The sequence below is a fragment of the Pseudomonas sp. FSL W5-0299 genome (genome assembly GCF_005930655.1).
Lineage (GTDB): Bacteria > Pseudomonadota > Gammaproteobacteria > Pseudomonadales > Pseudomonadaceae > Aquipseudomonas > Aquipseudomonas mandelii.
The window spans coordinates 1-11,550 of sequence record NZ_RXHX01000065.1 but is presented as its reverse complement, the minus strand read 5'-3'; the positions used below and the strand labels follow the sequence as shown (position 1 = coordinate 11,550).

The window sequence follows — 11,550 nt, the reverse complement described above, 5'->3', positions numbered from 1 at the left end:
CACTCCCACAGTTTGATTGGTGATACCGCAGCCTTTGCGCTCGACTCCACTCCCCTTGTGGGAGCGAGCCTGCTCGCGATGACGGTCCGACATTCAACATCTTTGTTGCCTGGCACTCCGCTATCGCGAGCAGGCGCACTCCCACAGGGGGTATCAGTGTTCTGAATGTCGGGGTACATACAAAAGCCCTGTCACTGGCAACTCACTCCCGCTGACCTATGCTCAAAGTAATACCGGAGGGTATTCGTTCAGAGGTCAACGCCATGAACACCAAAACAAGAAGATACCTCGCCATTTTCGTCACCTGCGCGGCGACGCTGGCGCTGTATGGCACCGCCGCCTGGCGTGTCGAGCAGTTGCGACAACTGCCCCGCGACTACGCGAGTTGTAACTTCGAGCGCTGCATTCCCCACAACGCGACCCTAAACGCCCTTCGGTAACGAAGGCGGTCAGGCCTCGTTGTCCTGATCGGCCTTCAAGCAGTCGCGAAAAGCCTTGGGCGAGATCCCTACCCGACGCCGGAACAGGCGTGTGAAGTTGGTCGGATCGGAAAACCCCAACACGTCGGACATTTCGTAAATGGTCATGCTGGTGTAGGTCAGCAAGCGCTTGGCTTCCAGCAACTGTCGCTCGTGCATGATCTGCAACGCCGGTTGCCCCGCCAGCTCGCGACAGGTGCCGTTGAGGTGCGACACGGAGATCCCCAGCCGATGCGCCAGGTCCTCGACCTTGACGTGCTGACGGTAGGTCTCTTCCACCAGCTGGATAAAACCGTTGAGGTACTCCCGGGCACGGTGCGGACGCTGACTGGCAGCGCGGCGCGAAATCACCTGGCGGCTGACCCACACCATGATCACGCTGACCAGCGAATGCATGAGCATTTCACGCGCAGGCTGGTGCCCGGTGTATTCCTCTTGCAGCGCTGAAAACAGGCTGTTGAGGTAATCGCTGTCCTTGCCCGCCGGGTAACTTTCGGCTTGGGCCAACGCGTTCACCGAGTTGCCCAGTTGCGCCTGAAGATGGGCAATCAATGGCGCGGCCAGGGTCACGACGAACCCTTCGACGTCCTCGGAAAACCGGTAACCATGCACCGATAACGGCGGCAGGATCAGGATCGCCGGTTCGGTCAGCTCCGTGTGTTTGCCTTCGATTTCAAGCTCTGCCTGACCTTTGAATACGAAGAGCAACTGGCACAAATCAGCGTGACGATGGGGTTTGATTTCCCATTGATGTTCGCGGCTGCGTTTGGAAATGGTTTCACAGTGCAGCAAGTCGGGGGTCGGCCAGTCCAGGCTTTCACCGTAGAGCTTGAACACTGGAATCGAAGGTAGGTCAGGCTTGTTCATCACTTCAATCCAGGCCTCAGAGGGTTACGGGCGATAATCGCACCGATTGGCAGAATGTACAGGTATCGGCTCAGTTTTCACCTTCAATTGACAGACCCGCAAGGGAAAAATGCAAGCACTCGATCCATAAAAATCATTCACCGGCCGTGGTCGCGTGAAGCTTGCGAGTCATAAAAACAATGAAAACGCTGAAAACCCAAATCGCCATCATTGGCGCCGGCCCCTCCGGTTTGCTGCTCGGCCAATTGCTGCATAACGCCGGAATCGACACCCTGATCCTTGAACGACAGACCCCCGACTATGTGCTCGGCCGAATCCGCGCCGGTGTCCTCGAACAAGGCATGGTAGAGCTTTTGCGTCAGGCCGGGGTGGGTCAGCGCATGGATGCCGAAGGGCTGGTCCATGGCGGTTTCGAGTTGGCCCTCGACGGACGCCGGGTACACATCGATCTGCAAGCCCTGACCGGTGGCAAAACCGTGATGATCTACGGTCAGACCGAAGTCACCCGGGACCTGATGGCCGCTCGTCGGGAGGCTGGCGCGCAGACGATTTACCAGGCCGGCAACGTCGTACCGCACGCAATGAAAACCGCAGAACCGTTCGTGACGTTTGAGAAGGATGGCGAGACCTGGCGCCTTGATTGCGACTACATCGCCGGGTGCGACGGTTTCCATGGCGTGGCGCGACAGTCGATTCCTGCCGAATGCCTGAAGGTCTTCGAGCGGGTCTATCCATTCGGCTGGCTCGGGATTCTCGCTGATACGCCGCCGGTCCATGACGAACTGGTCTACGCCCGCCACGAACGCGGTTTTGCCTTGTGCAGCATGCGTTCGGCAACCCGCACGCGTTACTACCTTCAGGTGCCGGCCGACGAGAAGGTCGAGGCCTGGTCGGATGAGCGCTTTTGGGAGGAGCTCAAATCGCGCCTGCCTGCGGCGCTGGCCGATACTCTTGTGACCGGGCCGTCCATCGAAAAGAGCATCGCGCCCCTGCGCAGTTTTGTGGTCGAACCGATGCAGTACGGGCGGATGTTCCTGGTCGGCGACGCGGCGCACATCGTCCCGCCCACTGGCGCCAAAGGCCTGAACCTGGCAGCCAGCGACGTCAGCACCTTGTTCACCATTTTGCAAAAGGTGTACACCGAGGGACGCCTCGATCTGCTGGAGAAATACTCTGAGATCTGCCTGCGCCGGGTCTGGAAAGCCGAACGGTTTTCCTGGTGGATGACGTCGATGCTGCACCGCTTCGATGATCACGACGCCTTCAGCCAGCGCATCTGCGAGTCGGAACTGGATTACTTCGTACACTCCGAGGCCGGTCGAAAAACCATTGCAGAAAATTACGTCGGGCTTCCTTATGAGGCTATCGAATAGCCTCCTACCGACTTACACTGGCGAGCATCCCCGCTCGCCATTGCCTCGTGCGGGACACTCACTGCCCGCAGGTTCCACCGTGACCAATCTCAACCAGCCTGAAACGCCTAAACCGGCTATTCGCAGCGTGTTGATCGCCCTGATGCTGGCGATCTTTCTCGGCGCACTGGACCAGACCATCGTCGCCGTTTCCATGCCGGCCATCTCCGCGCAATTCAAGGACGTCAGCCTGCTGGCCTGGGTGATTTCCGGCTACATGGTGGCGATGACCGTGGCGGTGCCGATCTACGGCAAGCTCGGCGACCTGTACGGCCGACGCAAGTTAATGCTGTTCGGAATGGGGCTGTTCACCCTCGCCTCGCTGTTCTGCGGCATGGCCCAAAGCATGGAACAACTGGTGCTGGCGCGAATCATCCAGGGCATCGGTGCGGGCGGGATGATTTCGGTCAGCCAGGCGATCATCGGGGATATCGTCCCGCCCCGGGAGCGCGGTCGTTATCAGGGTTATTTCAGCAGCATGTACGCCGTGGCGAGTGTTGCCGGCCCGGTGCTCGGCGGTTACATGACCGAATACCTGTCGTGGCGCTGGGTATTTCTGATCAACCTGCCGCTGGGCATCGGGGCCTGGCTGGTGGCCAATCGCACACTGGTGGGTTTGCCCGTGCCACAACGCCAACCGATCATCGATTACCTCGGCACGTTGCTGATGATTATCGGTTTGACCGCCTTGCTGCTGGGCATCACGCAAGTCGGTCAGGGCCACTCATGGCGTAGCGCCGAAGTGCTGGGCCTGCTCGGGTGCGCGGTGCTGGTGCTGGCGCTGTTCGTCTGGCATGAGCGCCGGGCGCGGGAGCCATTGCTGCCGATGCACCTGTTTGCCAACCGCAACGCGATCCTGTGCTGGTGCACGATTTTCTTCACCAGTTTCCAGGCCATCTCGCTGATCGTGCTGATGCCGCTGCGCTTCCAGAGCGTCACCGGCGCCGGGGCCGACAGCGCCGCGCTGCACCTGTTGCCGCTGGCCATGGGCTTGCCGATCGGGGCTTATTTCGCCGGACGCCGCACCTCGGTGACCGGGCGCTACAAACCGATGATCCTGGCAGGGGCGGTGCTGATGCCGATCTCGATTCTCGGCATGGCTTTCAGTCCGCCCCAGGCGTTCTTGCTCAGCAGTCTGTTTATGTTGCTCAGCGGCATTGCCAGCGGCATGCAATTCCCGACGTCATTGGTCGGGACGCAGAACTCGGTGGAACAGCGGGACATCGGCGTCGCCACCAGCACCACCAACCTGTTCCGCTCGCTGGGCGGCGCGGTGGGGGTGGCATTGATGTCGGCGCTGTTGCTGGCGCTGCTGCAGGATTCGAGCTTCGCCCACCTGGCCGGTTCGTCGATGATTGCCGAGGGCCGTTCAGGGAATGTGTTGCTGGACGGCTTGAACGCTGCACCGGGGGAGGCGCAGAACGCCTTGCGCGCCGAGTTGCTGCTGACGTTCAGGCATTTGCTGATGGTCAGTGCGGCGGTGTCGTTGCTGGGGTTGGCGGCGGCGGTTGCGATGCCGAACAGGGTGTTGCGGGGGCGGGAAGATAAGGTTCGGTGATAGACCGAGTCGCGGCCTTCGCGGGCAAGCCTCGCTCCTACAGGTGAAGCGCAATCCCTGCAGGAGCGAGGCTTGCTCGCGAAGGCGTCCTCACAGACACCGATGAATCAAGGGCTGTAATACCCGACCGCCACCAGAAAATGCCCAACCTTTTTCAGGTAAGCATGCTTGTCTTCAACCTTGCTGGTGACCGGGTTTTTCCAGCGGTATTCGTATTCGCCGTAATCCTGCTTGGCAATCAACGCCAGGATCGGCTCGCCCACCGGTTTGCCTTCCGGGTCCTTGATCTTGCCGAAGTCGGTATTGATCAACCGCAGGTTGGTACCGTGGGCCACGTAACGCTGGGTGTTGAGGTCAACGACGAACACGTACAGGTCATCCTGCAAGTAGCCGCCCTTGAGGGAGTTGATCGCAGTCAGCGTGCCCTTCTCGTCTTTGGCCAGATCCGTCGCCGCTTTGTTCAGCAAGGCCATCGCCTGTTCCGCCGACGCCCGTGGCAGGTAGTAACCCACGGCCAGAATCCGCTGGCCAACGCGCTGATAGAACACATGCTTGCGCTCGACCTTGCCGTCGGACCAGTTCTGCCAGCGGTATTCGGCCTGCTGGATGCCATTGCCCTCCGGCACTTTCAAGGCGTCCTTGAAGGCCTTCTGCAAATCCGGTCCCAGGGTTTCGGTCACATCACGCCCGATCAAGGCCGAAGACGGCCCGCCACTGGCAAGCATCACGCCCTTGGTATCGACCACGAAGACGTAACGATCCTTGTCGACAAACTCGCCCTGACGGCTGAACGCCGCGAACGCCTTGTCGCCGTTGTCGTGGTAGTAGGCCAGGGCTTTTTCCAGCAAGGCTTTGGCCGCCTGGCTGTCATCCTTTTCCGCCGTAGCCGCCTGAACCTGCCCCAGACACAACAACAGCATCCACCCCAACACGGCCCACTTGTGCAGAACCCCCATAGCGCATCCCCTCGTTCTTGTCGGTGTTTCAAGAGCGTAGACGGCTATGGGATATGTACGAATTTTCAGGCCCTTGTAGCAGCTGCCGAAGGTTTACTGCCTTGCGCGGAGTTGCTGCTGCAGATTCTGGATCTGCGCCTGAAGGGTGTTGATGTTGCGGGTGGTCTGGCCGCGGAAGGCATCGAACTCGGCGGTATTGGTGACGCCTTGCGCTGCTGCAGGGCGGTTGTCCTGCTGGCTTTTGAGCACGATCATGTCTTGTTCCAGTCGCTCGATGGCGGCGCTCGGGTTGCCCTGTTTTTTCAGCGCGACGATGTCGGCGCCGAGGCTTTTGAGCTGGGCGTCGAATTTGCTGGTGTCGTCCGGGGCGCTTTTCAGCGCAGCCAACTCGGTGCTCAAGGCTTTGACCTGCGCCTGCAATTGCGTGTTGGCGGCCTGGTGTTCGGTGCTCTGGGCAGTCATCTGCGCCAGGCGCTTGTCCAGGTCGGTGGTTTGCGCGGTCATTTGTGCCAGACGCTTGTCCAGGTCGCTGGTCTGACCGACCACACCTTGCTGCTGCTTGCTTTGGTCCTGCAACTGGTTTTCCAGCTGCTTGATTTGCAACTTCAGGGCTTCGCTGTCGCTAGTGACGTTGGTCTGGCTGGCGACCACCTTGCCGGAAATGTCCTGCAAGCGTCCCGCCGCATCCTCACTGATCCGCGCGAAACTTTCCTGGGTGGCCACCAGTTGCTGTTCCATCAGCGAAATCTGCTGAAAGCTCCACCAGGCAAGGCCGGCGAATGCGAAGAACAAAGCGCCGACCAAGGCCCACAGAGGCCCGGTACTGGCGCTTTTGACTTTGACCACCGGTGCCGGGCGCGAATGCACGGAGGTGCGTTTCGAGGTCGGAAAATCATCGTCATCGGGGACGTCGGCGCGCAGGCTTGGAACATCATCGAAGTCGTCGTTGGCATCGTTACGCATGGACATTGAGTCAACCTTTGTGGAACGCGGTGATGGCTATAGGCAGCGAGTATAAACCCCACGGCCGCAGCGATTGACCCTCAACGCCAAACTCGGTTCAGTGCTGGCAGGTTTGTCACTGCAAAAGTCAGCGCATGTCCTGGGCTTTCCACCAGCCGCAGAATTCATCGAGGGCCGTCCAGAGACTGACTTTCGGATCGTAGTCCAGATAATGCCGGGCGCGGCTGATGTCCAGGGTGAAATTTTTGTTCATCACCTGCATGCCCAGTCGTGACAACGTCGGCTCGGGACGGCCCGGCCACAATTTGCACACCCCTTCGTTGAGCGCGGCAACGCTGTAGGCCAGGCCGTAGGAACGGTAGCGCGTCACTTGTGGGACTTCCATCTTGCGCATGACGTAATTGACCACGTCCCACAACGGCACAGGCGTGCCGTTGCTGATGTTGTAGGCCTTGCCCAAGGCTGAGTCGCTGGCCAGCAAGCTGCTGAGCAATGCTTCATTGAGGTTTTGCACACTGGTGAAGTCGACCTTGTTCAGGCCGTTGCCGATGATCGCCAGGCGTCCCTTGCGCTGCATGTTCAGGAGCCGCGGGAAGATACTCATATCACCCGCCCCGGTGACGAAACGCGGGCGCAGGGCCAGGGTTTCGAGACCGAACTCCTGTGCGCCAAAGACCTTTTGCTCGGCGAGGAATTTGGTGGCGGCGTAGGGATGCTTGAAACGTTTAGGTACTTGTTCTTCGGTCAGCCCCAGATGATCACGGCCATCGAAGTAGATCGACGGTGACGACAAATGCACCAGGCGCCGGACCCGCTGTTTCAGGCAGGCCTCGACCACGTTTTCAGTGACCTGCACGTTGCCTTGATGAAAGTCCTGATAACGTCCCCACAAACCGACCGCGCCGGCGCAATGCACCACGGCCTCGACATCGGAACACAGCTCGCGCGCCAGTTCCGGGTCGCTCAAGTCGCCCGGGATAAACTCGGCGCCACGGCGCACCAGGTGTTCGACGCTTTCGGCCCGGCGACCATTGACCCGCACGTCCAGGCCCTGCTCCAGGGCGAAACGCGCAAAGCGTCCGCCAATGAAGCCGCTTGCGCCGGTAACCAGAATTTTCATGTAGAGCTCCAACAAATGCAGCGGTGAGCATCAAGCTACACGCAGCAAGTTAAAAACGGTCCGCAAGCGCTTCACTTGCGGCTTGCAGCTTGACGCTTATGGCTGCTTCCAGGGCACCAGCCATTGCTTCGACGAACGCACCAATTGATCGGTCAGCAACCCCAGCAGCTGACCGCCATTGCGCCAATGATGCCAGTACAGCGGCACATCGATGGGCTTATCTGGCAAAAGCTCCTGCAAGACACCGCGCTCCAGCTGCTCGCGCACCTGCAATTCGGGCACCAGGCCCCAGCCAAGCCCGGCTTCGGTCAGGCGGATAAAGCCTTCAGACGATGGGCATAAATGGTGTTCGAAACCGCCATCGACACCGAGGGACGCGAGGTAGCGATGCTGCAGGAAATCGTCCGGGCCGAAGACCAGCGCCGGGGTTTTCGCCAGCAGGTCAGCACGCACGCCTTCAGGAAAATGCCGGGCGATAAACGCCGGGCTGGCCAACGCTCGATAACGCATGGCACCCAATAACACGCTACGTGCGCCAGCCACCGGGCGCTCGCTGGCGCAAATGCACGCGGCCACTTCGCCAGCGCGCATGCGTTTGAGGCCGACGGTCTGGTCTTCGACGACCAGGTCCAGCAGCAGGTGTTGCTCGGCGCAGAAATCACTGACGGCTGCGGCCCACCAAGTCGCCAGGCTGTCGGCGTTCAGGGCGATGCGCAGACGTTCCGGCAGACCTTCTTCGTCCAGCGCCGGTACCAGCGTCTGTAGATCCCGTTCCAGCAAACGCACCTGCTGGACGTGGTTGAGCAGCCGCCGACCAATCTCGGTAGGCGCCGGCGGCGTGACCCGCACCAACACCGGCTGGCCGACCCGCGCTTCCAGGAGCTTGATGCGCTGGGAGATCGCCGATTGCGACAAGCCCAGCACCTGCGCCGCACGTTCAAACCCGGCCTGCTCGACCACGGCGGCCAGGGCGGACAGCAATTTATAGTCGAACATCAGTTTTCCTAATGAGCGATCAGCATGATTGGTTTTTCTTATACCGCGTTGCACCGGAGAATAGCCAGCAAGCACTCTTGAACAGGATCACCGACATGGCTGGCGAAACTTCATTGGCAACCCTGCTGCGCAGCATGAGCCCGCACCTCAACGAGGGCGAATATGTATTTTGCACCCTGCGCGACGGCCAATTGCCCGCCGGCCTCGCGATCGTCGGCAGCTTTCGCGAGCAGGAGGGGCTGACCGTCATTCTCGAACGCTCCCTCGCCGAGCAGGCCGGTTTCAGCTTCGACTACGTCGCAGCCTGGATCACCTTGAACGTGCACTCAGCCCTCGAAGCCGTCGGCCTCACCGCCGCCTTCGCCACGGCATTGGGTAAGGCCGGTATCAGTTGCAACGTGATTGCCGGTTACTACCACGACCATTTATTCGTCGGTCAGGCCGATGCCCAACGCGCAATGCACGTGTTGCGCGACCTGGCAGCCAACGCGGAGTAAACCCTTATGTGGCAAAGCTATGTGAATGGCCTGCTGGTGGCCGCCGGGCTGATCATGGCGATCGGCACTCAGAACGCGTTTGTGCTGGCGCAGAGCCTTCGACGTGAACATCACCTGCCGGTGGCGGCGCTGTGCGTCACCTGCGACGCCTTGCTGGTGGCCGCCGGGGTATTCGGGCTGGCGACGGTGCTGGCGCAAAACCCGACCTTGTTGGCGGTCGCCCGCTGGGGTGGCGCGGTATTTCTGATTTGGTATGGCAGTCAGGCGCTGCGTCGGGCGTGCTCGAAACAAAGCCTGCAACAAGGTGAAAACCAGACGGTGCGCTCGCTACGTGCGGTGATGCTCAGCGCGTTGGCCGTCACCTTGCTCAACCCGCACGTTTATCTGGATACCGTGTTGTTGATCGGCTCCCTCGGCGCGCAGCAAACCGAGCCCGGCGCTTATGTCGTGGGGGCGGCCAGTGCGTCGTTGTTGTGGTTTTTCACCCTGGCACTCGGCGCGGCATGGTTGGCACCCTGGCTGGCACGGCCCAGCACCTGGCGGATTCTCGATCTGCTGGTGGCGGTGATGATGTTTGCCGTGGCGTTTCAATTAATCGTCGCCAGCTGATTATTCCAAAAGGCTCTGGAACCTCTATCCCACACAGTTGTTGCGTGGTTATGCCGCACCCCCGGTGCTATGATCCGATCCGATGCGCCGCAAAGAGTACAAACTCCCCGGCGCTTGTCTGGCCGCCCGTGATCGGCCTTGCGCTCACCGCAACTGACCTGATTAGGAGAATCATCATGGCTTTCGAATTGCCGCCGCTGCCTTACGCACACGATGCCCTGCAGCCGCACATTTCCAAGGAAACTCTGGAATACCACCACGACAAGCACCACAACACCTACGTCGTGAACCTGAACAACCTGGTGCCAGGCACCGAGTTCGAAGGCAAGACCCTGGAAGAAATCGTCAAGTCTTCCTCGGGCGGCATCTTCAACAACGCCGCTCAAGTCTGGAACCACACTTTCTACTGGAACTGCCTGGCGCCAAACGCCGGCGGTCAACCAACCGGCGCACTGGCTGAAGCCATCAACGCTTCCTTCGGTTCGTTCGACAAGTTCAAAGAAGAATTCAGCAAAACCTCCATCGGCACCTTCGGTTCCGGTTGGGGCTGGCTGGTGAAAAAAGCTGACGGTTCCCTGGCCCTGGCCAGCACCATCGGCGCCGGCAACCCGCTGACCAGCGGCGACACCCCGCTGCTGACCTGCGACGTCTGGGAACACGCTTACTACATCGACTACCGCAACGTTCGTCCGAAATACGTCGAAGCGTTCTGGAACCTGGTCAACTGGAAATTCGTGGCTGAGCAATTTGAAGGCAAAACCTTCAAGGCTTAAGCTCGACGCCAGACAAGAAACCCGGCTTTTATGCCGGGTTTTTTTTATGGACTTTGGAAGTATTCACTGCCGTGTGTCGCTCTAAACATCGAATCAACTACCCGGCCGCCTTCGCGAGCAGGCTCGCTCCCACAGTGAACACACCCTTTATAAAACCCGCTCGATCTCCTGTGGGAGCGAGCCTGCTCGCGAAGAACGATGACGCGGTCTCTGGAATGCTATGCCGGATCGACGTTATCAAGCGCCCGGTTCACGGCCAGTTCTGCCAGCATGATGATCTGCTGGATTGCCAGCACGGTGTTGCGCTGCGGGCCGATCAGGTTCGAGGCGAAATCGCTGGCCATGACGCTGGCCGAAGCCAGTGACTCGCAGGCTTGGGCCAGGAGGCTTTCAGTGTCCATGTCGGGGGCGATCATGAACATCGTGCTGGGGCGACGGGGTTTTTCGAGGTATTGGTTTGGCGGGTCGAGGTAGTAGTCGAGGGCGCGTTTTATGGCTTCGTGGTCTTTGAGGAGCGTTTCGGCTTCGGTGGTGGGAGCGATGTTGACGGGTGGGTCGGGGATTAATTTGTCCATTGAATTTCTCCAGCGTTGGAGCCTCCACTTGCCGCTTCTCACACGGCGAAGAGGTGGCAGCTATGTGCGAGGTGAGAAGACCGGTTATGGACACCCGGCCGGACCGAAGTCCGCCCGCACACAGCCGCCATAACGCAAATACTGGCAGCGGATAAGCTGGCGGCGATTATGCGTGTACAGACACTGGATGACCATAAGTTGCCGGGCTCTCACACCCGGTCGCTGAGTTTTCAGCGACAGCCAGAGGTTAGAGAACACGCTTCCTACCCGGCAACCTGAAAAATGCGTGGGAAAACGCTGAGTTTTTTACACATCGTTCAACACACAAAAATGGAACGCGGAGCGTCCCGGGCGGCATTCCCACGCGGAACATGGGAACGATCAATCGGGAGGCATCAGGAAGAGATTGGTTGGCTGTCAGGCTGCCTTCGCGGGCAGGCTCGCTCCTACAGTGGAGTGTGGGTACCTGCAAAGAGATTGGTCGGCTGGCAGGCCGTCTTCGCGGGCAAGCCTCGCTCCTACAAGGGGTTCGGTGTAAACGCTTCGCTCTTCACCACTCATTAGGCCGAGCGTTAGCTCGCCTGCTCTTGATCTTGATCCACCCGCCCCTTTCGGGAGGCTGAGTGGAGGTGTTCATCCGGGGAGTGGCGCGCAGCGCCGTTCGACGCAGTCGAACACGCTGCATGTAGGTCGTCGCGAAGCAGACCGGAGGGCAGTGTCCCCGGATGGATACCGGAGCGAAGGA

Annotated in this window: 12 protein-coding genes; 6 read left to right on the top strand and 6 right to left on the bottom strand. The window is 60.0% G+C overall.

What is annotated here, in order from left to right; all coding sequences use genetic code 11:
* Positions 1 to 263 precede the first annotated feature (263 nt).
* Positions 264 to 440 carry a hypothetical protein gene (locus tag FHL16_RS34195; RefSeq protein ID WP_010457594.1) on the top strand — a complete coding sequence of 59 codons (177 nt, stop codon included), beginning with the start codon at positions 264 to 266 and terminating at the stop codon, positions 438 to 440.
* A gap of 9 nt (positions 441 to 449) precedes the next feature.
* On the opposite strand, the gene FHL16_RS32985 is transcribed toward FHL16_RS34195, so the two are convergent.
* On the bottom strand, positions 450 to 1,346 hold the full coding sequence (locus FHL16_RS32985) for a helix-turn-helix domain-containing protein (RefSeq protein ID WP_077750484.1): 897 nt from the start codon (positions 1,344 to 1,346) through the stop codon (positions 450 to 452).
* Between the two features lie 188 nt (positions 1,347 to 1,534).
* Between FHL16_RS32985 and pobA the strand changes: the two genes are divergently transcribed.
* Together pobA and FHL16_RS32975 are read left to right on the top strand one after the other, a co-directional pair.
* A complete protein-coding gene (pobA, locus tag FHL16_RS32980) occupies positions 1,535 to 2,719 on the top strand; it encodes a 4-hydroxybenzoate 3-monooxygenase (RefSeq protein ID WP_172962138.1) in 1,185 nt (394 codons plus the stop codon).
* A 79-nt stretch (positions 2,720 to 2,798) separates the two neighbouring features.
* Entirely contained in the window at positions 2,799 to 4,316 is a 1,518-nt protein-coding gene (locus FHL16_RS32975) for an MDR family MFS transporter (protein WP_010457600.1), read from the top strand.
* Positions 4,317 to 4,423: 107 nt separating this feature from the next.
* Here FHL16_RS32975 and FHL16_RS32970 read toward each other — a convergent pair whose 3' ends face one another.
* The 4 genes from FHL16_RS32970 to FHL16_RS32955 form a co-directional block, all read right to left on the bottom strand.
* Positions 4,424 to 5,272 carry a cache domain-containing protein gene (locus FHL16_RS32970; RefSeq protein WP_077750482.1) on the bottom strand — a complete coding sequence of 283 codons (849 nt, stop codon included), beginning with the start codon at positions 5,270 to 5,272 and terminating at the stop codon, positions 4,424 to 4,426.
* A 93-nt stretch (positions 5,273 to 5,365) separates the two neighbouring features.
* The gene (locus FHL16_RS32965) at positions 5,366 to 6,241 is read right to left on the bottom strand and encodes an ATPase (protein ID WP_077750481.1); all 876 of its coding nucleotides are present in this window, start codon (positions 6,239 to 6,241) and stop codon (positions 5,366 to 5,368) included.
* Positions 6,242 to 6,362: 121 nt separating this feature from the next.
* On the bottom strand, positions 6,363 to 7,355 hold the full coding sequence (locus tag FHL16_RS32960) for an NAD-dependent epimerase/dehydratase family protein (RefSeq protein ID WP_077750480.1): 993 nt from the start codon (positions 7,353 to 7,355) through the stop codon (positions 6,363 to 6,365).
* Between the two features lie 96 nt (positions 7,356 to 7,451).
* Complete coding sequence (locus tag FHL16_RS32955) at positions 7,452 to 8,351, bottom strand: LysR family transcriptional regulator ArgP (protein WP_010457608.1); 900 nt, start codon at positions 8,349 to 8,351, stop codon at positions 7,452 to 7,454.
* A 95-nt stretch (positions 8,352 to 8,446) separates the two neighbouring features.
* Here FHL16_RS32955 and FHL16_RS32950 point away from each other — a divergent pair, with 95 nt between their 5' ends.
* From FHL16_RS32950 to FHL16_RS32940, 3 genes are all read left to right on the top strand, one after another.
* Positions 8,447 to 8,848 (top strand): ACT domain-containing protein, encoded by a 402-nt coding sequence (locus FHL16_RS32950; protein WP_077750479.1) that lies wholly within the window; start codon positions 8,447 to 8,449, stop codon positions 8,846 to 8,848.
* A 6-nt stretch (positions 8,849 to 8,854) separates the two neighbouring features.
* A complete protein-coding gene (locus FHL16_RS32945) occupies positions 8,855 to 9,457 on the top strand; it encodes a LysE/ArgO family amino acid transporter (protein ID WP_010457612.1) in 603 nt (200 codons plus the stop codon).
* Between the two features lie 176 nt (positions 9,458 to 9,633).
* Positions 9,634 to 10,230, top strand: a complete 597-nt coding sequence (locus FHL16_RS32940; RefSeq protein ID WP_010457614.1) for a superoxide dismutase — start codon at positions 9,634 to 9,636, stop codon at positions 10,228 to 10,230.
* Positions 10,231 to 10,448: 218 nt separating this feature from the next.
* Here the strand turns inward: FHL16_RS32940 and FHL16_RS32935 are convergent, their stop codons facing one another.
* Positions 10,449 to 10,805: a DUF6124 family protein gene (locus tag FHL16_RS32935; protein ID WP_010457616.1), complete on the bottom strand. Its 357-nt coding sequence runs from the start codon at positions 10,803 to 10,805 to the stop codon at positions 10,449 to 10,451.
* Positions 10,806 to 11,550 lie beyond the last annotated feature (745 nt).